Here is a 22207-nt window from a genome sequence, read left to right as displayed (position 1 = left end):
GCCCGATGTGAATAAGTTTACTGTCAGGATATGAGCGTTAAAAGGGAGATATTTTTTGTCGGTAATGATGCCGCTGTGCTTGCAGCTGTTGCGGCAATGCCTGGGCTGCAAGACTACGGGTTTCATCAGATTGAGAGTTTTGTAGAGACGGCTTTGCCGTCAAATGGAGCACTGAGTTTAGTTCTGATAGATTTTTCTTACTTAAACGGCAACAGCATTGCTAAAAGCATTGATGTTTTAGCCAAAGTAAAAGAGCTGGCTGCCGCTGCAGAGACCATAGTGCTCTATGAGGACATGCAGAGAGAGGATGCAATGAACGCTCTGGCTATGGGAGCGTTTTTTTGTATAAAAAAGCCTTTTCACTCCGAGGAGTTAAAAACTGTGATGCAGAGGGCCATGGAAGGGATATCGTTGAGGGATGAGGTAGAGCGGTTAAAGGCTGATGCTTTACCGCAAGGCAATGAAATGGTGGGAGAGAATAAGAAGTTTCGCAGAGCATTAAAGGAGGCGGAAAGTTTCTTTGACACTGAAAATCCGGTGTTGATTTTAGGTGAGTCCGGTACCGGCAAGAGGAATCTTGCGAGGTTCATTCATTTTTCCGGTCATAAAAAAGATGGGACATTTTTAGTTGTAAATGCTGATTCAATGCCTGAGGATATGGCGGGGCCGGATATGTTCGGCTGGGAAAAAGGGGCATTTACCGGTGCTAAAGAGTACGGGGCCGGCTCCATAGCTCTTTGCTCAGAGGGCACTGTGTATATATCTGAGATAACGTCCCTTAGCCCTGCACTCCAGGAGAGAGTTCTTAGTTTCATAAAAACAAAAAAATACAGCCCCTTCGGCACAAAAAATGTTTTAACTTCTAACGCCAGGGTTATAGCATCATCGAAGGAAAATATACCGGAATTAGTAAGAAAAAAACTTTTCCTAAAGGAACTTTCAGAGGTTTTTTACGGTGCTGAAATCAGAATTCCTCCGTTAAGGGAAAGAAAAAGCGATATTATCCCTTTAGCGGAGTATTTTTTAGCAAAATATGTGCTACGCTACGGCCTTGAGAAGAAAAAGTTCGGCGGCACCTCCACAGAGTACTTTATGAACCACTACTGGCCTGAGAACATCAGAGAGTTAAAAAAAACGGTAAAACATGCGGCAATTTTGACTAAAGCCTCTGAAATTAATTACAAGGATATCGTCTATTATGACACTTCAAAGTATTCCATCTCGGAATTTCTTGAGAAAAAAATTGTTAACTACTTGCAGGACGTCACAGGGTTAAGTTTCGGTAACCTTTACAGTACAATAGTGGATGAGGTGGAAAGGACACTGATAAGCATGGCACTGAGGGAAACCTCAGGAAACCAGTTGAAAGCATCAAGGATTCTTGGCATAAACAGGAACACTTTACGTACAAAAGCTAAGCAGTTTCAGGTGGAAAAATAATATAAACAGACCTATATTGATTTTTGTTGGTTAGTTATGTTAGAAAATATATTGGAAGCATAAGAAGAGTTTAAAAATAAGCGGGGGTTAGTGGATGAATTACTATGAGAATATCGCAATACTGGATGCAGCACTGGACGATGCGGCGGTAGAAGCGGCTGAGAAGAAGATTTTAGACGTCATAGAGAAGGCAAACGGTGAGGTGTTAAAAAAGGAACGCTGGGGCAGAAAGAAGCTGGCATATACGATAAACAAAAGAGACAAAGGGTTTTATCTGTTCATGGCTTTTAAGTCGCCTCCGGCGGCGGTTAAAGCACTTGAGAGCTTTTATAAGGTCTATGACGCCGTGTTTAAGTTTATGCTTATTAAGCTTGAAAAGAAAGAAATCCGTGCTCTTGAGGAAACCTTAAAGAGTAAACAGCCCAAAGAAGAGGCTGCTGTGCAGACAGAGCCAAAGGCGGAATAAAGAGCGATGTTTAACAAAGTAATATTTGTTGGAAATCTGACCAAAGACCCTGAGCTAAGGTACACAAGCCAGGGGACTGCCGTGGCCAGTTTCTCTCTTGCGGTCAATTCAAGGGGAAAGCAGGGTGATGATTTAAAAGATGAGACATTATTTATAGATATAACTGTTTTTGGAAAGCAGGCGGAGCCGTGCGGCCAGTACCTGAGCAAAGGAAGCCCTGTGTTGGTGGAGGGCCGGTTGAGGGAACGGCGCTGGGAGGTTGAAGGCCAAAAACGCAGCAAGTTTGAAGTTATATCACAGACGGTAAAGTTTTTACCCAGAAGAGGGGAAGCCTCCAGAGGAAGCCATGACGGGTTCTCCTCTCCACCGGATGAGATGACCGACCTTGAACCATTTTAGATAAAGATACAGGAAAAACAGCAATGAGGAGTGCAAAGAGATGATACAAAAGAGCAGAGGCGCTGACCAGGCAAAGTTCAAAAGGTTTGCGAGAAAGAAGTTTTGCAGATTCTGTGCAGAGAAAACTCCGTTTATAGATTACAAGGATGTGCGGACGCTGAAATCGTATGTAACTGAGCGTGGTAAAATTCTCCCCAGCAGAATGACCGGTACGTGTGCAGGACACCAGAGGGAGCTTACCACAGCCGTAAAGCGTGCCAGAAATATTGCCATGCTTTCTTTTATGGAAAAATAATGCGAGTGCCTAAATCGTGGGTGACAATTGTGGCTGTGGATATTGTGGATAAGTTGTTGACTGAGGGGTTTATTGCAGCCTCTGTTACTAAAGATGAGCTGGTCAGAGACGTTAAAGATGTTATGATGGCGGAGCTTATGGCGGAGGATAAGGTCAATGAGGAGGTCAGGGAGCTCTTGAGAGCTTATGAGCCGGAAATAGAAAGGGGCCGTATGGACTATAAGAAACTCTTTGATCTGACTAAGCATAAACTGATAAAAGAAAGAAATATAGTAATATGATGCTCTCTGACGACAAAGTTTCCCACTTATCTCACATAGTTCTCTCAGGGATGAAAACCAGGAAGCTGGTAAAACTAATTGCCGGCGAACCTGAAATCAGAAAGAGAATAAAAACCATAATTACAGCACATTTGAACGTCTGCGAGGAGGTTGACACAATAGTAAGAAAAAAGCTGAAGTCAATGAAAAAGGGCTTAATAGAGGGCACACAGGAGTGGGACATCTTGTACAGAAAGTTCTTTGATGAGGAAGGTGCAAAACGAGGGGGAATTTAGGGTGAGAAAGTTGTTACTTTCTCATGAGGACTTTGCAAGGCGTGAGAAGGAAAAGGCAAGGAAGCTGAGAAAAACACGCTGGTGGTTAAGAAAACTGACCGAGGGTGTTTGTTACTACTGTAGTCTTAAGTTTTCCGCAGGAGAGCTTACCATGGACCACCTGATACCTTTGTCAAAGGGTGGTATGTCAACAAGAGAAAATATTGTGCCCGCTTGTAAAAACTGTAACACTAAAAAGAACTCGTTGTTGACGGTTGAGTGGACGGAGTACATGGAAAGATTGAAAGGTATGGAGTCGCTGGTTTAAAAATGGCACGTTATGGTAATAAAATAAGAGAAGACAAAGACACACTGACCCAGCCCAGGTGTCCGTTTTGTTTGCAGAGTTTTGACAGGCCTAAGGAAGTATCCACCTCACTTGGTTTTTTTACAGGCGGTGTATGCGACTGCGGGGCTGTATATGTGCATGATCCCACCAGAAAAAACATGGGAGAGGCTTTTATGGAAGCCCTTGCCTATGCGTGTAAAGAGGACTGGAATATGGCTCTTTCCTTGAATGAGGATGAGGATTACTCATGTGCTCATCTGAGCTATCTGCCGCAGACTCATACTCTGTCCCCAAAGACACATGGTACAGGGCCGTTTGATAAGAATGGGAATATGATTTTTTTGAAGTTGAAGGATTAAGATGTTTTGTAACCAGGACAAAGCAGTGGTTTTAATTCAAATAAAAAATATTGATAAACATATCAATATTTTTTATTTGACGATGTCCTCTGTGGTATATTAAGGTTATGAGTATCGTACCATGTTAAGGATTTAGAGCCAAAGAAGAACAGGGAGTTTCCCGGAATTTAATTTAAAAAGGCAGGAGGTTTTGTATGCGTACTATTAGTTGTGAGGGTAAAAATATCGAGCTTGATGAGGATGGCTATCTGACAAATCTCAATGATTGGTCAGATGCATTGGCAAAGCAGTTAGCCACAGAGGATGGCCTTGATTTGACGGAGGCCCACTGGGAAGTAATCAATTTTCTGAGATCATACTATCAGCAGTATCAGATAGCGCCGATGATAAAGATATTGGTTAAGGAAATTAAAAAGACGATGGGGGCTGACAAGGGTAACACCAAGTATTTGTATCAGTTGTTCCCAGACGGTCCGGCTAAGCAGGCATGTCGTTATGCCGGTCTTCCTAAGCCTACCGGTTGCGTATAATAACAGAGCGATTTTTAGCACTGTATATAACAAAGGAGCGCTTGGTAGTTTCTATCAGGCGCTTTCCGTTAGAATAAAAATCTAATTAATAAGGAACGTGCGATGACGGGCATAACTTTTATAGTGAATATGTACATGAGTTCGATCGTGTATGTTGGCTGTGCCGTATTCGCCTTAGGGTTCATTTATAAGGTTTATTTTGAATACTACAAGACGCCGCAACCTCTGGTAATACCTCAGACGCCGCAACCGGTCACTCTCTCAGGAGTAATACTGAGGATGGCGGGGGACGTGTTGTTTTTCAGGAGTTTATCTAAGGGAACAACATTTCTGTTTATAACCGGGTGGATTTTCCACTTCACTTTTCTAATGATGATCATTCGGCATTTAAGGTACTTCATACATCCGGTACCGGGACTCATTACGGCATTAGGAAACGGCGCTATGTTTCTGTCTGTAGTGCTCTTAGTATCCCTTATACTACTTGTAATCAGAAGGTTTGCAGAAGAAAGGACGGCATATGTCACGGTTTTAGCGGATTACGTTGTACTTTTTCTGATAATAGGCATAACCATGACAGGAATAATGATGCGATGTGAACCCTTCAGGCCGGACATTGTTGCCGTCAATGCCTTTGTTTTGCAGCTGATGGACTTGAAGGCCCCGTTTAAAATGTTGGGTATGCACCCGGCTGAGCTTTTACACAAGGGACAGGCATTATCTCCCGGCGATGTAATTTTTATGTGCCATTTAAGTTTTGTTTTCTTTTTACTGATGTATTTCCCCTTTAGCAAGTTGATGCACGCTGCCGGTTATTTCTTCAGCCCGACAAGGAATATGGTAAACAACCCAAGAGACGTCAGACACGTCAATCCCTGGGATAATTCTTAAAGGAGGCTAAACATGGCTAATGATAAAACTACAGATAGTGCTCAGGGAAATACTAATGATGCAAATGCACGGGTGCAGGAGCTGATTAAATTTGTAAAAATAAAAGAAAAACCTGTTGAGCTGACCGGACACTATGAGGTACCGTGTATAAAACCGGACTCTTTTATAGATGTAAAGCCTCAGCTTTTGTCAAGTGTGGAACAGCTTCAGCGGCTGGGATACCCAACAGCGGGGCTAATACCTGACTGGAAAGAGGTTTTTCTTAAAAAAATGGACGAGATTTTAAAAAAGTATCGTTCAGTGAAGCTTTTTTTAGATATATGTGTTCGCTGTGGGGCGTGTACAGATAAATGCCATTACTTTATAGGAACGGCTGACCCCAGAAACATGCCTGTGGCGAGGGCTGAGCTTATGCGCAAGGTTTATCGCAGATATTTCACATGGCAGGGTAAGCTTTTCGGAAGCAAGTTTGTAAACGGTTCAGACCTTAGTGAAGAGCTTCTGGCCGTATGGTACACATATTTTTATCAGTGTTCAGAGTGCAGACGTTGTGCAGTGTTTTGTCCATATGGTATAGACACAGCCGAGATTACCATGGCTGCAAGAGAGATTCTAAACAGCGTGGGGCTTGTGCAAAAATACATGCATGAGATAATAGACAAGGCACAGACAATCGGAAACAACCTGGGTATGCAGCAAAATGCTATAGTCAATGCCCTTGAATTTGTGCAGGATGAGCTTCAGGAGACAACGGAAATCCCTGATATACAGGTGCCTATAGATGTGGAGGGCGCCGATGTCCTGTTTGTAACCCCCAGTGCCGACTTCTTCGCATCCCCGCATATAGAGTCATTATATGGTTATGCCAAGGTGTTTCATCAGGCAGGTATAAGCTGGACAATGAGCACACATGCCTCAGAGGGCGGCAACTTCGGCCTGTTTGTGCATAATTACGGCCATATGAAGAAGATAAACAAGCGCATATGGGAAGCTGCTCGTGATTTAAAAGTAAAGCGTGTAATCGGGGGCGAGTGCGGCCATATGTGGCGAGTGCTTTCGTCCTATAGCAATACCATGTTCGGGCCCTTCGACTGGCTGGACTCAAGATATCCCCGTCCGCAGCACATATGTGAGTTTACGCTGGATTTATTGAACCGAGGGGCTTTGAAAATTGACAAGACCGCCAACGATGAGTTTGTAGTGACTATGCATGACTCTTGTCAGGTTGCCAGAGGGCTTGAGATGGGAGGCACGGAATTTGGGCAGTTTGAAATCCCCAGAGGGGTAATTCGCGGTGTGTGTAACAGGTTTGAAGACATGCCGGAAAATACAATCAGGGAGAGGACCTTCTGTTGCGGCGCCGGCCAGGGGCTTTTGGGAGATGATATGATAGCGACCAGGGTCAAAGGGGCGATACCTCGTATGCAGGCGTATTCGTATGCTAAGAGGGAGAAGGGGGTAAACTTTGTAGCACTCATATGTGCCATATGCAAGGCCCAACTGAGTAAAATGTTTCCCACCTATGGGATACCCATGGAAGAGGTGGGTGGAATACACCAGCTGGTGGGCAGAGCCATAGTGCTTGGAGCGAAGGAGGGCATATAGATGAAAAGCTCAATGAAAATAATCATGTTATTTATCCTTTTGGTTTCAGCATTTGTGTTTTATGCCTGTTCCAAACAGGAGCCGCCAGTTGCCGGTGGTACCGGCGACAATGCCCTTTCGGTACCGGCAAATGTTAACATTTTGCCATGGTACCATGCTACAAAGGAAAGTGTGAGGAGAAATCACATGGACCTGCTGAAGTCCGGGAAAATTCCACAAAATGCCTGTCTGCCTTGCCACACCGAGCCAAACAATTTCTGTAATAAGTGTCACGAGTATGTCGGTGCCCAGAAGGTTCAAGCAGACAAATCATATAAAGAAGTGCTTGGACTTGAGGTCAATAAGGATATACCTGCTCCTGAGTATCACATGCCGCCCAGTGAGTGGAGATACACACATGACAATTATATAATTGCAGGGAAGGCTAAGCTGGATGAGTGCCTTGGTTGTCATTCAGAGCCGGATAACTTCTGCAATAAGTGCCATACAAATGCAAATATAAGGAAGATTGATAAGTAATTACAGAGATACATAGTTTTCCGTTAAAAAGGAGGGTTTAAATAAACCCTCCTTTTTATTTTTTTTAGACTTGACAAATTATATCTATAGTTGGTATAAAATACTGTTGTGATAAGCAAGACGGATAAAATATGGATGGACGGCAAGTTTGTCAACTGGGATGATGCAAATATTCACATAATGACACATACGCTTCATTATGGTCTAGGGGTTTTTGAGGGAATCCGTTGTTATAAAACAGACAGGGGACCGGCCATATTCAGGTTAAAAGAACATGTAAAGCGTCTGTACGACTCGGCGCTTATCTGTCAGGTGGAGATTCCATTTACCCCGCAGGAGACTGAGCAGGCGATAATAGATGTGGTAAAGGTTAACAAGCTGGATGAGTGCTATATAAGGCCTTTTGTTTATATCGGTTATGGCATGATGGGGCTGTATCCTAAAGGCAATCCGATAAGTGTGGCGATAGCGGCATGGCCGTGGGGAAGGTATCTTGGTGAGGATGGCCTTACAAAAGGGATTTCCATAAAAGTGTCGTCTATGTTGAGGAGCCATGTTAATTCCAATATGACAAGGGCTAAAATCAGCGGTTACTATGTAAACAGTCAGTTGGCCAAAAAAGAGGCAATCTCATTGGGTTATGAGGAGGCACTGCTTTTGGACACTGAGGGGTATGTATCTGAGGGTTCCGGCGAGAATATCTTTATAGTCAGAAACGATGTTGTTAAAACCACACCGCTTACTTCCATTTTGGAGGGAATAACAAGGGATACTATCATGACTATCGCCATGGATGAAAACATAAAAATTGCAGAGGCGAGGTTTACCAGAGATGAATTATATATATCTGAGGAGGCCTTTTTCACAGGCACTGCTGCAGAGATAACGCCGATTCGTGAGGTTGACAACCGCAAAATCGGGCAGGGGCATCCCGGGCCTGTTACAACTAAGCTGCAATCTCTATATTTCGACACTGTAAAGGGGAAAATCAGCAAATACGAACACTGGCTTACCTACGTTTAATACGCTCACTTTGCTATAGTTACGGCACACACTATTGAATTCTCTGAAATAATATAGTTTTATGATTGCCGAGTTTTTTACATGGTTAACCACTCAGTGCCCTCAGTATGTCAGAGCTATGGGGTATCTCAAAGAGGCTATCGCAATTGAGGCACGTCATAAGAGATGCAAAAGAGCATGGTCGTCTCATCTGGAAAATTCCAAAGATTTCATTATTAAATCTGTTAAGCGATGTGAAAACCTCCGAAAGGTTGTCGTTTTAGGCTCCGGCAATCTGTTGGATGTACCCCTGCTGCAACTTAGCCAAAATTTTGACAAAGTGGTATTAGCCGATATTATTCACCTTCCTAAAACCCTCAGAGGGCCCCGTAAGTTCCATAATGTGGAGGCACTGTCATGTGATGTAACGGCAGTGGCGGGGGAGATATATAGTTTATGTAAAAACCGCTCCACCAAGGCGGAGCGTATTGTATTGCCTGAGCCTAAAGCATTTTTTCCGTTGGAAGCCGGCACAGATTTAGTAATATCTTTAAATATTCTATCGCAGCTTACTGTGATGCCAAGGGAATATATCCTAAAAAATAATGCTTTTGAAGACGGCACAGTTTTTAAGAGATGGGAGCACAATGTACTAAAGGCACATCTGGATGCCCTTATGTCTTTGGAATCAAACGTATGCCTGATTACTGACTTTGAGTTCACGGAGCGTAACCATCGCACTGAAACCGTTAATCACTACTACACACTAACAGGCTTAGAGCTTCCAGTGCCTGAGCGTATGTGGAACTGGAGCATTGCCCCACAGGGGGAAATCTCCGGGGATATTTCCATTGAGAGAAAAGTAGCCGCTTTCTTTTTTCCATTTAATACTAAGCTACATTGAGAAGTAAGCGTAGGCGTAGTTTTTCGTGCGCTTGTGTCGCTTTCTCCCAGCCGCCTCGTTACTCTTTTGACTGCAACCTGGTATTAGACGATTGAAAGCAACTTGGTATAAATGTAAATCTCGTCTCTGAGAAATTCGCAAGAACATACTTTTGGGTTTTGCTATAATACAGCAAATATGGAAAAGATTAGCAGTGATCTAAAATTTGTGCTCATTTGTACCATCGTCTTTTTTATCCTTACACTTTTTAATATTTTACACCATGAAATGTGGCGGGATGAGCTGGAGGCATGGATGATTGTAAGAGATGCAGTTTCTATACAGGCTCTCATTGAAAACCTGCAATATCAGGGACATACCATGCTCTGGCACTTAATTCTTTATCCTGTGACTAAAATAACACGAAACCCTGCTGCTATGCAGATGAGTCATCTTCTCATAGCAACACTTACCGCTTTTGTTTTTTTGAAGTTTGCACCTTTTAGCAGGCTCTTAAAAGTTCTGTTTATATTCGGGTATTTTCCTTTTTTTGAGTTTGCATCAATCAGCAGAAACTATGCGATTGGAATTTTGTTGCTTTTTATTTTTTGTGCATGTTTTGGGAGGGACTTCAAAAGCAGAAATTACATTATACTTTCACTGGTGTTACTTCTTATGTGCCAGTGTAATGCTCTCTCAACGGTATTAGCAATAGCTCTTGCCGCCACTGTTTTTCTTGAGCCTGTGCTGGTTCGGGACTTTTCCGTATATAAGTCCAGACAATTTTATGTATCAGTTTTGATTTTCCTTGCCGGACTAATTCTTTCCATAGTTCAGATGATACCGCCGGCTGATTCCTTAGTTTATAAGCCCAAACTTATCCCCTTTGATATGTCAGGGAAAGTCGTTGATCAGATATCAGCATTGTGGAATGTGTTTTTCCCGGTACCACGTATTGAGTTAACGTTTTGGGGTAGCAATTTTATAACTTATTTACCTCTGAAGGAATATACAGTATCCGCTTTGAGGTTTGTCGCCTCCTTATGGCTGTTACTGCTTACCACCGGCATTATATTCAGAAAGAAAATTCCGGCTTTTTATTACATTGCAGCCATAGCCGGTGTTACCGCCTTTAGTTATATATTTTACGAGGGGTATTTACGCCACAAGGCGCATTATTACTTTGCTTTTATCTCAGCTCTGTGGATTAGCGCTTACTACCGGAATGAGGAATTTAAGAGCAGGTTTTTCAACCGGTTTTTCAGTTTTTTTGAAAAAACTAAAAGCTACTTTCTTTTCGTTGTACTCTCCTTAGGTGTAATTGCAGGATTAATTGCAAACAGTCTTGATTACCGCTATCCTTTTTCAGCTTGTAAGGCGGCGGCGGCATTTATAAAACAGAACAATTTGCAAAATATGCACATTGCCGGCCACATGGATTATACGTCAAGCGGAGTGTCGGCTTATCTTGACAAACCCTTTTATTACCCGATAAGCGACAGAACCGGCACTTTTACCGTCTGGAATTCAAAAAGAAGCGAAAAAACAGATGTTTTAAAAGCTATAAAGAAATACAGGGATTCTGTTAAGGCCGACGTCCTGCTTGTTTTCAATGACCCCCCTAAAATGAATAAAATACTACAGTACAGGCTGATACCGGTAACGAAAATTATGCAAAGTACGGTAAGGGATGAAAACTTCTTTTTGTACCTGATGAGGTATGAAAAAGAACCGGTATGAAGCTCTTTTAATAAGCTCCTTTTCCTCTAAATACGGTATCTCTGGAGGCGATGGTTTCATAACCTGCCGTTGCAGAGTTTTGTTCAACTATGCTCTTTAGCATTTCAAGTGCGTCCGGGCCGTCATCATGATCATAGAGCGGATACCTGACAAGCTGTTCTATTAGGGTTCTCTGGGTTTTTTTAAACCGAATCCAGCCGTTTTTTATCCACGGCTGAAGGGTTTGAATCCGTAAGAGTTTATCGGCGCCTGATCTTATCTCTACAACATTAAGTGTCAGGTTTTGTCTGTGAGCTTCTTTAATGAGCGTATCTTTAAAAAACTCCTGAAATGCAACAGACTCCACACCAAAGAGCTGAAAGCGTTCTTTTTTGTGACAGGCTAAAATATCTTCGATAATTTTATCCGGGTGGCGGCGCTCAATGTCTGCTACAGTTATATACAAAATGCCGTTTATAAAGCGTCCGCAAATAATAGCCGAGGGGTCATGGCGTTTAGATTTTTTCCCCATTGAAGGGTCAACTACCCCATACAGAGGTGCATTTTTAGGCAGCGTCTCATCGTCGTAGTATTGAATCCAGTGTTCGCTAAAGAGGCAGTCCTCGGGGTTAATTGGCTCGTTTTGTTTTTCCGAGTCGAAATAAGCAGGGCCGTCGGAGATACGCATTTTCATGAGATAGTAGTAGTCCTCAACTTCCGGCCACAGCACCTCAGTGCCGGCAAGCATTTCGTCCTTATATGTGTTGAAGTAGGCATCCGCCATTATCTCGGCTGTTTCTTTGCTCTCTGTGCCGGTAAGTGGTGGTGAGCCGGATGAAAAAATGTTTTCCCACTCCTCCCACCTCTTTGATTTCGAGTACCGTATGATGGCTTTGAATTTTTTTCCTCTCCAGCCGGGTTTTTTTAACAGTTTTGACAGAAGTGAATCGTAGTGCAGCACCGTTGCCACAACAATATAGATGGTGTCTTTCTGTCCGATTTTCATAAGGGCCTTAAAAAACCAATCCTCGAGTTTCCTTCTTTGTTCAACCGACATGACCGCCTCGTCGTTTTCCAGGTCATCGCAAATAACCAGGTCAGGGCGGCGGCTGCCGTGTCTCATGCCGCGAAGCTTCTGTCCGGCTCCGACCCCGCGGATTTTCACTCCATTGTGTGTTATAAGAGTATCAGCCCTCCATATTTTACCCTCTCCGGTGATGTGTGGGAAATCCTGATTAAGACGTTCGTTGGTTTCCAGTTCGGCCTTTATAAAGGAAATGAAGTCTTCCGACTGGCTTGTCGTATCTGAGACAATGAGTACAAAGTTACGGGCGTTAAAGGCAGTGGTCCATAAAGGGAGAATCAGGGTGGTCCAGGTTGATTTGGCGTTACCACGCGGGGCGGCGTCAACTTCTTTAGTGCCGCCTGAGGTCGCCGCCCCCTTTACGCCGGGCTTTGATGACTCTGCCGCGGCCTCAGTAGCAGAGCGCACCAGTTCCATGTATCGCTCGGAGAGGTATTTGTGGAGTTTGGATGATGGTGATTTTATGTAGTGTGGGAAATATGTGCGGGCAAAGAATTCGAGGTCTTCAGAGGCTCTTTTTATTCTAAGGGTCTGGGCGGTTTTACCATCTGTGCCGGCAGTGTCCTCAAATGGTTTTGTATGTGAGCTGATTTGTTCTCTGAGAGCCTCGATGTCTTTAAATATTTTTTTTAAATTAGCCATATTTTTCCGTCAGAAACAACGTGAAGGCATCAATGTGTTTTTCCACACTCTTGATGCCGTCGGGGTCGTTTTTAAGAAGCCACTGGACGTAAATTTTCATGAGGTCCACATAGGCGTCAAGTTTTGACTTTGCTGTGGTTTTGTAGAGGTTGTTGATAGTGTTGACAAGGGAAGTGTATGCATTTGTGGATTGGTTATCCAAAGTGCCGAGGGAGTCGTAATTTTCCTTTTGTCTTAGGAGGTCTGCTATCAGTGACTCGGTTGTTACGGCTTTAGCTTTTCTGAGCTTTTCGATTTCGAGTTTTTCTTTTTCTGAGCGCTCTTTCCATTTATATTTCTCCGCCCATTCCGTAATTGTTTTTACGGTAAGGCGGAACTTGTATTTTTTGTTAAGCTCTTTGACGGCCTCCTCTGAGTTACCTTCGAAATCTCGCCACACCTGCCATGCGACGTCTATGTTTTCAAGGATAAGTGATTTTCTAACCATTTTGCCTACCTCTGGGGATAAAGACGCCCTCGTCTTTGATAATGCCGTTTAACAGGTCGTCACCGTAAGCGGTAATTCCCACCTCGCAAATTTGGCCGCTAAATTTCTCATTACGTTTTACATAGCCCTTGTCCTCAAGGTAGCGCAGTTGAATCTTCAGGTCCTCGGTAAGAAGTGCATAACCGAAGAGGTAGAGCCTTGCTCTGAGTTCCTCCTCGTTTATGTACTCCTCCGGGTCGGACTTTAGAATCTCCAGCACATAACCTCGCAATATCAACTCTTTCAAAAGTTTCATATTCATTCGTTAATCTCCTTAGCCGAGGGTTTTTCTTTAAAACCGGTACCCTGTCAGTCTCTGTCCATTCTGTCAATAATCACCCTGAGCATGATGAGAATGTCGAGGTGTTCCTTGTTGTCTTTGGTTAAAAAATCATGTATAGCGCCGTGGAGGCCTTCCATGCTCTGTGCCTGACGTGCAAGTGCGGAGGCTTGCTCCTTCTGGGCATGAACAAACTCACAACCGATTTTATTTATGAACTTATACCCAAGAATGATAGCAATTAGTGCTAAAGCCATACCGGGCCCTCCCTGACCCACCGCTTTTATAAGCTCTGTCAGTTCCATGTCAGTGGTATAATGCCTTTAAGCATAAGTTAATGTTAATCACAACGTAATTGTCAGGTCATTTAAACGGTTTTTAAAAATAAGAGAAAATGCGGGCAAGAGGTTATATGACACAGTCACCAACCACACAGCAAATTCGTCTTGCGCTCTATATTGCTATTGTGTATAATTGGTGAAATGTGCTCCTGTTTAAAATAAATTCGCATGAAATTAACTATGATAGAGGAGGAGGAGGATACCAATGCAATGGAGAAGTGTTACACTTAATATTTCCAACGAGCAAAGGAAAGTTTTAAAAGAACTCGGCTTGCAGTTTGCCGGAGAGATAGAAAACAGTGGGACAGCTGATAAAAAAATCCTTGAGCCGCTAAAAGAAGAGCTTTCATACATCATCAACGCCAACTCCGAGGTCAAGGCCATTGTCAAAGATGCACTTGCAACCGGCAATCATTACACTCTGCGGCTCATTGACTCCGACAGCGAAATCCTGAACCTCCCGTGGTCAATGGCTGAGGAATCAGAGACAGACACTCCGCTTGGCAGTATAGAAAGCCTCCATATATTAAAAACGCCGGCTGCTGTAATTGATAAAAAGTTATCAGATTTTACACCGTATATAGAAGCCCCGTTAAAAATCCTGATTATGATTTCCTCCCCGCTTGATTTGGATTACAAATCACGGCTTTCATATGAACAAGAAGAGTATGAGATACTGAAAGCCTTTGAACCGCTTCTTAAAACCGGCCATGTTGAAATAGACTACACGGATGACGGCTCACTTGAGGCGCTGAAATCAAAAATCAAAACCAACAAATACCACATTCTGCACTTTTCAGGCCACGGGGCATTTTATAAAGGGCGGGGTTACTTGGCTTTGGAAGACCATTATAATCTAAAGAAAAAATTTGTAGATGAAGATAAATTTGCAATAGCGATTAATTCAAATCCCGACTATAAAATCCCACTTGTTGTGCTGTCATCGTGTCAAACCGCTCAGGGCGGCTCCGAGCGGATTCTAAGAGGCATAACCGGCAAGCTCCTAAACGTTGATATTCCGGCTGTTGTCTCAATGGGTATGTCGGTTTTTGAGGAACACGCAACATTTTTTACGGCGGAACTTTACAAGGAGCTTGCTGATAGGCAGCACATTATGCAGGCATTTACCTCTGCAACAAAACGGCTGAAAATGTTTGAGCAACAGGTGGCAGACAAGGGCGGTGATGTATCACAACAGTGGATGATTCCCAATTTATACGTCTCGCAAAAAATAGAGAAACTTGTGGATTGGGACGGCGCACCGAAACCCCTGATATTAACAAGTTACCGGTATGTGACAGAGAGAAAGCATATGTCTGTAGAGCACGGTGCGGATTTCCTGTTTGTAGGGCGCAGGGAAGAGAAGGCAAAGGTGTTTGAGCCGTTTTTTGATAGAATTCCCATACTGCTGAAAGGCCAGGGCGGGGTTGGTAAAAGCACAATGGCTGAATATATGGTTCAACGGGCGGTTAGTAAAAATCCGGCTAAAACGTTTCCGGTTATTATCACTGATAAGGTGCGCTCGATTGACAATGTTTTGGAAGTAATTGAAAGCACCATGTTAAAAACCGGCTCTAAAGAAATGCTTACCGTGACAATTTCGGCAAAATCTATCCCTGAGGCGATAACTCGGCTTGATACGATATTGAGAATGTTTGCAGCAGATTACGAACCGGTGTTGGTATTTGACAATCTGGAGACTTTTCAGCCCTCGCCCACGGCCGGGTTTAGCGATGAGTATAAAGACATTTACGAGGTGATAGAGCATCTTTGCAGAGAAAAAATCGTGCAGTTGGTTTTAACCGGCAGGTACAGCATCCCGGGGCTTGAGAATCTGATAGAAATTAACTTAAACAACATCGGTTTTAACGATTACTGGAAAAAGTGCCAATATCTCGAACTGTTTGAAATTCATAATGAGCTAAACAAGAAATTCTATTTAGACACAATTTTTAACAAGCAGGAAGCCGGGTTTGTTGACATGGTGAGATTTTTACATAACAACCTTGGTGGGAATTTCAGGGCGCTGGAGTTATTTAATAAAATTTATATTGAAAAGAAAGAGGAAATTAAGGAATCGCTCAAAACGATTGCCGCAATGAAAAATACTCTGGGTGCCGCCGTCACGGATGTTAAATCAGATATGGCGCTGAACCTTATTTTTAAAGAGTTATTAAAGCTGGTTAGTGACGGGCAAAAGCGTGTTCTGTATCTGCTCTGTAATTTCAGAATTCCGGTTCCGGTTAATACACTTAAAACACAACCGGATGGACAGGCGCTGACAGACAAAGACTTAGGGGCAGCCCTTGAGCATTTAGGCAATCTGACCCTCATTGAGATTTCAACGGTTAGACTGGACGACAGCAATACTATTCAATACTATTTCGTAACGCCGATAATTAATGATTTATTGAAAGAGCATGGCGGGCAAAGTACTGTAGCAGTTGAATTTTCATGGAAAGCAGCCGGTGATTATCATTATGATATTGTAAAAAATCATGGCGGTGGTCTGACTGAATATGAGGAGGCGTTCTATCACTACCACAAAGCCGGAATTAATGAAGCCGGAGTGAAGGATAAAATTAATGAAATCGGAGCAAGACTGGTCAACTACTATTATAAAAACTCGTTGTATGCAACCGCCCTTTATTACTGCAAAGCTGTTTACGAGCTGCTCGGGTTGGAGTCGGATTTACATGTTTTAAATAATATGGGGCTAATACTGCAATTAAAAGGTGATATAGACGGTGCCCTGAAGATTTTTTTAGAGATTAAAGAAATATTAAATTGTAAGGTTGATAAGAATCAGGACGATAAGGAGTGGGAAGGGGCTACTTTAAATAATATCAGCCAGATATATGATGCCCGCGGCGATTATGAGAGTGCCCTTAAGTATATGCTTGAGAGTTTAAAAATCATGAAGGAGATTGGCGATAAAAAGGGGGAAGGGACTACTTTAAATAATATCAGCCAGATATATAGTGCCCGAGGCGATTATGAGAGCGCTCTGACGTATCTGCTTGAGAGTTTAAAAATCAGGAAGGAGATTGGCGATAAAGCGGGGGAAGGGGTTACTTTAAATAATATCAGCCAGATATATAGTGCCCGCGGCGATTATGAGAGCGCCCTGAAGTATCTGCTTGAGAGTTTAAAAATCAGTAAGGAGATTGGCGATAAACAGGGGGAAGGGGTTACTTTAAATAATATCAGCCAGATATATCGTGCCCACGGCGATTATGAGAGCGCCCTGAAGTATCTGCTTGAGAGTTTAAAAATTAGGAAGGAGATTGGCGATAAACAGGGGGAAGGGGTTACTTTAAATAATATCAGCCAGATATATGATGCCCGCGGTGATTATGAGAGCGCTCTGACGTATCTGCTTGAGAGTTTAAAAATCAGTAAGGAAATTGGCGATAAAAGCGGCGAGGCAATTACCCTTTTTAACCTTGCGATGTTATACGATGCAACCGGCAAAAAAGCAGAATCGGCACAGTGCCTGAAGGAAGTAATAGAAATCAATAAGACGTTAAAGAGTTATGAAATTATACAGGCGTTAAAGAGCGCAGGGATAAATGGGTAAATACCAATTTGTTTTTTTAGCTGCAATCCGGTATCGTCACAAACAAATTTTTATAACAAACATTGTTTCGCTTCAGGTTCCAAGATGAGATGATTTCTTTTATGAAAACAGCGAGTTCTTTTCTTCCGCCTGATCTTTCTTTTTAAGGTCTTTTTTAGGGCTGCCCGACTCATCGGGTTCATCGGGTCTTTCAAACTCTTTCAGGACATCTTCCAGCTCCTCCTCAGTTTTTCTCAGGCGGGATTTACATAACTTTATAAGGACAATAGCTGTACGTACTTTCTCCGTCAGTAAATCCACGTCTATGGTTTCATCCTCTATCTCGGATATTATCGCCTCGATTTCCTGTATCGCTTCAGAGTATTTTTTTTCTTTCTTCACTGTCTATACCTCAGTTGTATTGATTAATAACGGCGAGGCGGCTGAAACGCCGCTGACTATGCTCTCTATTTGTCCTGTTGCTAAAATCGTTTGAAGTGTCATTCCCTCTTTTACCTGCTCAGGTGTTCTTATGAGTTTCCCACCCTCATCCATTGTTATGCTGTAACCCCGTTTCAACACATTTTCCGGGTTTAAGTTACCCGCCGCCCCGCTAAGAGTCTTTAACCTCTCCTTCTCTTTATTTACCAGCCGCTTAAGTGATAACTCAAGACGACTCCGTATGTAATCAAGCCCGGCTTTAAGGTTACGTAAGTCGCCTGCAGCAATACTGTTAAATTTCTCACTCAGGGTTTTAATATAATTTTTTTGTCTTTGTATAATTTTAAGGGTAACTAATACAGAGGTACTGTAGGTTTTAATCGCATATCTGCTCCTTAAAATTGCCGCAGCAACGCCGTGTTTTAATGCCCCGGAAAGTGTAATAAGACCGCCGTCCAGTTTGCGCTCCCTATCTCTGACAGAGGTGACAAGCTCTTTCAACCGCCTGTCAAGCGTGTCCTCAAACTCCCTCGCACGCTCTACTATAAACGCTGCGGCAGCCGTGGGGGTCTTTACCGATGTGTGGCTAACCTCATCAATTACCGAGCGGTCCCTTTCATGTCCTATTCCGCATATGACAGGGATGTTTAAAAGAGCCACTGCCCTGCCTATTAGATAATTATTAAACGCATCTAGGTCAACCGCTCCACCGCCCCCTCTGACTATCACTACCACATCGGGTTTATCCACAGCGCCCTGACACTTTCTGACAGACTCAGCAAAAGATTCCTCCACACGCTCCCCCTGCATAACCGTCTCATACAGGGTTACATAGAACAGATACCCGTAGGGGTTAGATTTAAGATGTCTGAGAAAATCCTCAAACCCCGCCGCCCCTTTAGATGAAAACACCGCAATATTTTGAATCACCACAGGCAGCGGCAACGCCTTGTTGCGGTTTAATATCCCCTCAGTCTCAAGCCTCAGCAGTATCTCCCGCTTTTTCCTTGCCATCTCACCCAGTGTATAGGACGGGTCTATACACTTTATTATCAGGCTTAAACCATAACGCTCATGAAACGTCAGTGCCGCCTCAAGAAGTATCTTTAACCCCTTTGAGAGCTTCACCCCCGTCACATTTTCAAATTCCGAGGAAATCATTTTATAGGAGGACGCCCAAATCCTCGCAGAGGCGTTTGCCCGTATCCCGCTGTCGTCCTTTTCCACAAGTTCAATGTAGCAGTGACCGCGTGCATCAACATTTAACGAGGCAATCTCCGCAGTTATCAGGTAACTCTCAGCAAACGTGCTCTCAAGCACTTCCTTCACGATAAGATTAAACTCGTACAGACTTAGTGCAGGTTTTTTTTGAATCATCTCGACCGCACAACCTTCCCGCCGCCGCTGTCTATCCTGTAGCCTTCAGTCACGGCAGGGTCTGCCGGAGTTACAGTTATGCTTCCGTTGAGTGTTCCCCAATAACTAACCTCGACTTCTTTTTCTCTCTTAGCATCGGAGTATCTGGCGGTTAATGCAGCTGTGAAATTAATTAATCTCTCATCCGGCGTTGCAGAGGCGTCCTTGTTTGTCAGCAATGTGGTAGGTGAACCTACACCCGCCACACTAAAAAACACGGAACCATCTCCGGTAAGGAGCTCGAGTTTTTCGTTTTCAACCTGATTCCTGCCGACAATTGCCTTACAGGTGGCACTCAGGCGAAAATGCCTGCCCAGCTGAAGCAGTGTGATGTCTCTGACAGAGGCGTGGGGGTCATGCCGAAGGAGTTCCTTCAACCTATATGAGTAAATCGGGTCAGTCAGCAGGCAGCCACCCGCAGGAGCCGGATAATCCGTCAGGCCAAGTTCCTTTGCCAGAGCCATCTGAGGCTTTCTGGTTCTGCCGTTCATTGCATAGAGCTGCTCTGTGTCAACAAGCCCCCGCTCCTGCGCTATGGTTGGTTTCAGAAGTTTGGCGCACAGCGGCCTGAGCACAAGCCCTGCAACTCCGGCGTCTCTGTCAATAAGAGGAAAACACTCACGTCTTTGGCTCATCGGCCTCTGCCCCAGCACCTCACCGGTTACAAGAAAATCAGCACCTGTTGAGTGCATCAGCTTCAGCGCCTCTTTAAGCATTAGAATCCGGCAGTCTATGCATGGGTTCATGTTCTTACCGTGCCCGTGGCGGGGGTTTTTAACAATGTCAATAAAACTCTCACCGAGTGTTATCATTTCAACGTCAAAACCAAATTTCGCGGCTAAATCATATGTCGGCCGCCCGCAGGAAGACACCCCTGAGGCGTCGCAGCCAAAATAGGTCTGAAACGTCACGGCAGTTATTTCTATGTTCTGCCTGAGTAACACCAGCACGGCCAGTGTGCTGTCAAGGCCGCCCGATAGTAATGCCACTGCTTTAGACATTTTAATTATTTTACCTTGTTATACTAACATTTATTAAAATCATTTTTCTAATTTAAAAACCTCTATTACAGTTTGTTTCTGAAATAGAGATGGATACGGTGAATTTATACTTATCGAAATTTCGCCACCCTCACCTATATACGGATTTAGCAGCAAACCGCTTTGGCTATTGGATATTGTAAGCCTGTAGGTAAACGCCTCTGTGTTGTTTTTCAGGTGTATATACACAGGGGGGGCTTTAAAGACCAGCATAATAATCCTTCCGATAAGGTTATAATTAACAGTTATTCCGGCAAAGTTCAGTCCGGCAAAGTTTAGCTTTGAAAGCGTAACAGCGGAATTCATCTCTGTCTCTTTTTTAAAGAGTTTTTTTTCCTTAAGCACATCAGGCTTCTGTTTTTTTGCAAACAATATGAAGTCTCCGTCAATTGAAACAATCTCATACTCTGTCATAATAGTCCTGAAAGTTTTGGGCTCATAAAAAAAAGAGTTTTTTTCATCTATACTGCCGGTTGAATAAAGAATAAACTGCGGGGCTTGCGGCGTCCTTAGTTGTTTTTCATTGAGGGAATCGAGCAGCACAGTGTATGCAGAGTATGACTGAAAAATCGGCCTTGGCGACCACTTAAAACCGTAAAGCTCAGCCATTATGATGTGAAACGGATAAATATCAACGCTGTGGCCGTTAATTATGCCAATAGTTTGTGGACTAAGGTAAAAAAACTTTGATAAGGAATTTTTATTTAATTTCTTGATGTCTATTTTTATCCCGCGTAACTCATCAAAAATAAAACGCAGAGGAAGAACTATACGCCTTGTTTTTAACATAGGATATCCGGCGATTGATTTTGTGGTATTTTTAGCATTAAGGTAAAAGGAACCAAGTGCCAGAAAAAAAATAAAAAAAAATAGAAAACTCTTCAAATAGATATTAAGAGTTCTTTTTTGTGAAACATAAAAAAGTGAAAACAGTATGGCGGCACTTCCCCAAAAACCGGCAACGTGTTCAAATCGCTGCCTTACAACACCGTGTTTAAACAAAAAGAAAAAAGCTCCGGCCGACAAAATTAAAAATATTGCCGGCTGTTTGTTCTTTTTTACAACAAAATATGCCAATAAAGAAAAATAGAATATGAGTATAAACAGTGAAATGTATATCTCAGTTAAACTCCCATAAAGTGCCATTGCAGCATTGTAGCCCGATGATATCTCAACAGAGTTTCTGAAAAAAGTTAGCAGCTCCGATGGGCTGCCGATTAGAATTAATCCCTGCACAAAAATAAAAACGCAATAGATAATAACTGAAACTGCAAAGTCCTGAAATCGCCTTTCCTTTAATAAAATCGCCTCAAAAGCTAAAAAAGTACAAAAAAGAGATATCCCATATGAAAACTTAAAATAAAAAAATACGCTGAAACCAAACATGACCGGGATGAGTATCCTATAGTCATTTTTGCCTGCAGCCAGATACATATATGCGGCAATCAACAAATAAATATAGTGTTTGGACTCCACATCAAACTGCAACACTATCGTAAGGACGGCAAAGACCAATACAAAATCAGGCAAAGAAATTTTTTCATTTTTTCTAAGAAATAAAAACACAACAACAAATAAAGCTAAGTGAATAAAAGTGGTAAATATAGCAGAATATGCCCACAGTGCTCTGTCAATATAGACAGGAAACATAAGATAACCAAGAGGTCCGTAAGTAAAGAAAATATCTTTGCCGGTGATAAGACCGTTTTGTTTAGCTTTATGAAGGCCATAGACCCATGAATCATCCACTCCGTTTTGTAATGAAAGATATAAGAGAGGGATAGAAAGAAAAAACGCTGAAAAGGCTATCAGTATGGGAGCAATAGCGGTAGTATAATTTTTATTTTTTAGCCTGTTAGTTAAATAAACCATCTGAAAAAATCATT

At 42.9% G+C, this 22207-nt stretch carries 24 protein-coding genes; 16 read left to right on the top strand and 8 right to left on the bottom strand.

The window, feature by feature from the left end:
• Positions 1 to 30: 30 nt before the first annotated feature.
• The 15 genes from H7844_07020 to H7844_06950 all read left to right on the top strand — a co-directional run bounded on the left by H7844_07020 (position 31) and on the right by H7844_06950 (position 11013).
• Positions 31 to 1440 carry a sigma 54-interacting transcriptional regulator gene (locus H7844_07020; protein MEO5357032.1) on the top strand — a complete coding sequence of 470 codons (1410 nt, stop codon included), beginning with the start codon at positions 31 to 33 and terminating at the stop codon, positions 1438 to 1440.
• A 94-nt stretch (positions 1441 to 1534) separates the two neighbouring features.
• A complete protein-coding gene (rpsF, locus tag H7844_07015) occupies positions 1535 to 1906 on the top strand; it encodes a 30S ribosomal protein S6 (GenBank protein MEO5357031.1) in 372 nt (123 codons plus the stop codon).
• A 6-nt stretch (positions 1907 to 1912) separates the two neighbouring features.
• Positions 1913 to 2305, top strand: a complete 393-nt coding sequence (ssb, locus tag H7844_07010; GenBank protein MEO5357030.1) for a single-stranded DNA-binding protein — start codon at positions 1913 to 1915, stop codon at positions 2303 to 2305.
• A gap of 40 nt (positions 2306 to 2345) precedes the next feature.
• Positions 2346 to 2600, top strand: a complete 255-nt coding sequence (gene rpsR / locus H7844_07005) for a 30S ribosomal protein S18 (protein ID MEO5357029.1) — start codon at positions 2346 to 2348, stop codon at positions 2598 to 2600.
• Complete coding sequence (locus tag H7844_07000; protein MEO5357028.1) at positions 2600 to 2881, top strand: DUF507 family protein; 282 nt, start codon at positions 2600 to 2602, stop codon at positions 2879 to 2881. The genes rpsR and H7844_07000 overlap by 1 nt, the downstream gene beginning before the upstream one ends.
• 50 nt (positions 2882 to 2931) lie before the next feature.
• Positions 2932 to 3156, top strand: coding sequence for a DUF507 family protein (locus H7844_06995; protein ID MEO5357027.1), 225 nt, complete (start codon positions 2932 to 2934; stop codon positions 3154 to 3156).
• A gap of 1 nt (position 3157) precedes the next feature.
• Positions 3158 to 3463 (top strand): HNH endonuclease, encoded by a 306-nt coding sequence (locus tag H7844_06990; protein MEO5357026.1) that lies wholly within the window; start codon positions 3158 to 3160, stop codon positions 3461 to 3463.
• Positions 3464 to 3465: 2 nt separating this feature from the next.
• Positions 3466 to 3843: a hypothetical protein gene (locus H7844_06985; GenBank protein MEO5357025.1), complete on the top strand. Its 378-nt coding sequence runs from the start codon at positions 3466 to 3468 to the stop codon at positions 3841 to 3843.
• A gap of 194 nt (positions 3844 to 4037) precedes the next feature.
• Positions 4038 to 4373: a TusE/DsrC/DsvC family sulfur relay protein gene (locus H7844_06980; protein ID MEO5357024.1), complete on the top strand. Its 336-nt coding sequence runs from the start codon at positions 4038 to 4040 to the stop codon at positions 4371 to 4373.
• A gap of 102 nt (positions 4374 to 4475) precedes the next feature.
• Positions 4476 to 5264 (top strand): respiratory nitrate reductase subunit gamma, encoded by a 789-nt coding sequence (locus tag H7844_06975; GenBank protein MEO5357023.1) that lies wholly within the window; start codon positions 4476 to 4478, stop codon positions 5262 to 5264.
• A 12-nt stretch (positions 5265 to 5276) separates the two neighbouring features.
• Positions 5277 to 6869: a (Fe-S)-binding protein gene (locus H7844_06970; protein ID MEO5357022.1), complete on the top strand. Its 1593-nt coding sequence runs from the start codon at positions 5277 to 5279 to the stop codon at positions 6867 to 6869.
• Entirely contained in the window at positions 6870 to 7388 is a 519-nt protein-coding gene (locus H7844_06965) for a hypothetical protein (protein MEO5357021.1), read from the top strand. It abuts the gene before it with no gap.
• Between the two features lie 135 nt (positions 7389 to 7523).
• Positions 7524 to 8411: a branched-chain amino acid transaminase gene (locus tag H7844_06960; GenBank protein MEO5357020.1), complete on the top strand. Its 888-nt coding sequence runs from the start codon at positions 7524 to 7526 to the stop codon at positions 8409 to 8411.
• Between the two features lie 61 nt (positions 8412 to 8472).
• The gene (locus H7844_06955) at positions 8473 to 9294 is read left to right on the top strand and encodes a hypothetical protein (GenBank protein MEO5357019.1); all 822 of its coding nucleotides are present in this window, start codon (positions 8473 to 8475) and stop codon (positions 9292 to 9294) included.
• 177 nt (positions 9295 to 9471) lie between these two features.
• The gene (locus H7844_06950) at positions 9472 to 11013 is read left to right on the top strand and encodes a hypothetical protein (protein ID MEO5357018.1); all 1542 of its coding nucleotides are present in this window, start codon (positions 9472 to 9474) and stop codon (positions 11011 to 11013) included.
• A gap of 7 nt (positions 11014 to 11020) precedes the next feature.
• Here the strand turns inward: H7844_06950 and terL are convergent, their stop codons facing one another.
• Genes terL through H7844_06930 form a run of 4 tightly spaced genes read right to left on the bottom strand, consistent with a single transcriptional unit; the run spans position 11021 to position 13781 of the window.
• A complete protein-coding gene (gene terL / locus H7844_06945) occupies positions 11021 to 12718 on the bottom strand; it encodes a phage terminase large subunit (GenBank protein ID MEO5357017.1) in 1698 nt (565 codons plus the stop codon).
• Complete coding sequence (locus H7844_06940; GenBank protein MEO5357016.1) at positions 12711 to 13205, bottom strand: hypothetical protein; 495 nt, start codon at positions 13203 to 13205, stop codon at positions 12711 to 12713. Before H7844_06940 ends, terL begins: the two co-directional genes overlap by 8 nt.
• The gene (locus H7844_06935) at positions 13198 to 13506 is read right to left on the bottom strand and encodes a hypothetical protein (protein ID MEO5357015.1); all 309 of its coding nucleotides are present in this window, start codon (positions 13504 to 13506) and stop codon (positions 13198 to 13200) included. Before H7844_06935 ends, H7844_06940 begins: the two co-directional genes overlap by 8 nt.
• A 47-nt stretch (positions 13507 to 13553) precedes the next feature.
• A complete protein-coding gene (locus tag H7844_06930) occupies positions 13554 to 13781 on the bottom strand; it encodes a hypothetical protein (GenBank protein MEO5357014.1) in 228 nt (75 codons plus the stop codon).
• A gap of 289 nt (positions 13782 to 14070) precedes the next feature.
• Here H7844_06930 and H7844_06925 point away from each other — a divergent pair, with 289 nt between their 5' ends.
• Positions 14071 to 17445, top strand: coding sequence for a tetratricopeptide repeat protein (locus H7844_06925; GenBank protein MEO5357013.1), 3375 nt, complete (start codon positions 14071 to 14073; stop codon positions 17443 to 17445).
• A 99-nt stretch (positions 17446 to 17544) separates the two neighbouring features.
• Here H7844_06925 and xseB read toward each other — a convergent pair whose 3' ends face one another.
• Genes xseB through H7844_06905 form a run of 4 tightly spaced genes read right to left on the bottom strand, consistent with a single transcriptional unit; the run spans position 17545 to position 22193 of the window.
• Complete coding sequence (gene xseB / locus H7844_06920) at positions 17545 to 17826, bottom strand: exodeoxyribonuclease VII small subunit (GenBank protein ID MEO5357012.1); 282 nt, start codon at positions 17824 to 17826, stop codon at positions 17545 to 17547.
• Positions 17827 to 17829: 3 nt separating this feature from the next.
• On the bottom strand, positions 17830 to 19242 hold the full coding sequence (gene xseA / locus H7844_06915; protein MEO5357011.1) for an exodeoxyribonuclease VII large subunit: 1413 nt from the start codon (positions 19240 to 19242) through the stop codon (positions 17830 to 17832).
• Positions 19239 to 20282, bottom strand: a complete 1044-nt coding sequence (locus H7844_06910) for a hypothetical protein (GenBank protein ID MEO5357010.1) — start codon at positions 20280 to 20282, stop codon at positions 19239 to 19241. Before H7844_06910 ends, xseA begins: the two co-directional genes overlap by 4 nt.
• Before the next feature lie 39 nt (positions 20283 to 20321).
• Positions 20322 to 22193, bottom strand: coding sequence for a hypothetical protein (locus tag H7844_06905; protein ID MEO5357009.1), 1872 nt, complete (start codon positions 22191 to 22193; stop codon positions 20322 to 20324).
• Between the last annotated feature and the right edge of the window lie 14 nt (positions 22194 to 22207).

The sequence above is a fragment of the Nitrospirae bacterium YQR-1 genome, assembly GCA_039908095.1.
Lineage (GTDB): Bacteria > Nitrospirota > Thermodesulfovibrionia > Thermodesulfovibrionales > Magnetobacteriaceae > Magnetomonas.
Note: the sequence above shows the minus strand (reverse complement) of the source record. Positions and strands in the feature narration are given on the sequence as shown.

Coding starts and splice junctions, on each gene's coding strand:
- H7844_06905 (MEO5357009.1), bottom strand. CDS start 22,193: ATGGTTTATTTAACTAACAGGCTAAAAAATAAAAATTATACTACCGCT.
- H7844_06925 (MEO5357013.1), top strand. CDS start 14,071: ATGCAATGGAGAAGTGTTACACTTAATATTTCCAACGAGCAAAGGAAA.
- H7844_06965 (MEO5357021.1), top strand. CDS start 6,870: ATGAAAAGCTCAATGAAAATAATCATGTTATTTATCCTTTTGGTTTCA.
- H7844_06995 (MEO5357027.1), top strand. CDS start 2,932: ATGAAAACCAGGAAGCTGGTAAAACTAATTGCCGGCGAACCTGAAATC.
- H7844_06950 (MEO5357018.1), top strand. CDS start 9,472: ATGGAAAAGATTAGCAGTGATCTAAAATTTGTGCTCATTTGTACCATC.
- H7844_06980 (MEO5357024.1), top strand. CDS start 4,038: ATGCGTACTATTAGTTGTGAGGGTAAAAATATCGAGCTTGATGAGGAT.
- H7844_06960 (MEO5357020.1), top strand. CDS start 7,524: ATGGACGGCAAGTTTGTCAACTGGGATGATGCAAATATTCACATAATG.
- H7844_06975 (MEO5357023.1), top strand. CDS start 4,476: ATGACGGGCATAACTTTTATAGTGAATATGTACATGAGTTCGATCGTG.
- rpsF (MEO5357031.1), top strand. CDS start 1,535: ATGAATTACTATGAGAATATCGCAATACTGGATGCAGCACTGGACGAT.
- H7844_07020 (MEO5357032.1), top strand. CDS start 31: ATGAGCGTTAAAAGGGAGATATTTTTTGTCGGTAATGATGCCGCTGTG.
- H7844_06985 (MEO5357025.1), top strand. CDS start 3,466: ATGGCACGTTATGGTAATAAAATAAGAGAAGACAAAGACACACTGACC.
- terL (MEO5357017.1), bottom strand. CDS start 12,718: ATGGCTAATTTAAAAAAAATATTTAAAGACATCGAGGCTCTCAGAGAA.
- ssb (MEO5357030.1), top strand. CDS start 1,913: ATGTTTAACAAAGTAATATTTGTTGGAAATCTGACCAAAGACCCTGAG.
- H7844_07000 (MEO5357028.1), top strand. CDS start 2,600: ATGCGAGTGCCTAAATCGTGGGTGACAATTGTGGCTGTGGATATTGTG.
- H7844_06910 (MEO5357010.1), bottom strand. CDS start 20,282: ATGTCTAAAGCAGTGGCATTACTATCGGGCGGCCTTGACAGCACACTG.
- rpsR (MEO5357029.1), top strand. CDS start 2,346: ATGATACAAAAGAGCAGAGGCGCTGACCAGGCAAAGTTCAAAAGGTTT.
- H7844_06940 (MEO5357016.1), bottom strand. CDS start 13,205: ATGGTTAGAAAATCACTTATCCTTGAAAACATAGACGTCGCATGGCAG.
- H7844_06955 (MEO5357019.1), top strand. CDS start 8,473: ATGATTGCCGAGTTTTTTACATGGTTAACCACTCAGTGCCCTCAGTAT.
- H7844_06930 (MEO5357014.1), bottom strand. CDS start 13,781: ATGGCTTTAGCACTAATTGCTATCATTCTTGGGTATAAGTTCATAAAT.
- H7844_06970 (MEO5357022.1), top strand. CDS start 5,277: ATGGCTAATGATAAAACTACAGATAGTGCTCAGGGAAATACTAATGAT.
- H7844_06935 (MEO5357015.1), bottom strand. CDS start 13,506: ATGAATATGAAACTTTTGAAAGAGTTGATATTGCGAGGTTATGTGCTG.
- xseA (MEO5357011.1), bottom strand. CDS start 19,242: ATGATTCAAAAAAAACCTGCACTAAGTCTGTACGAGTTTAATCTTATC.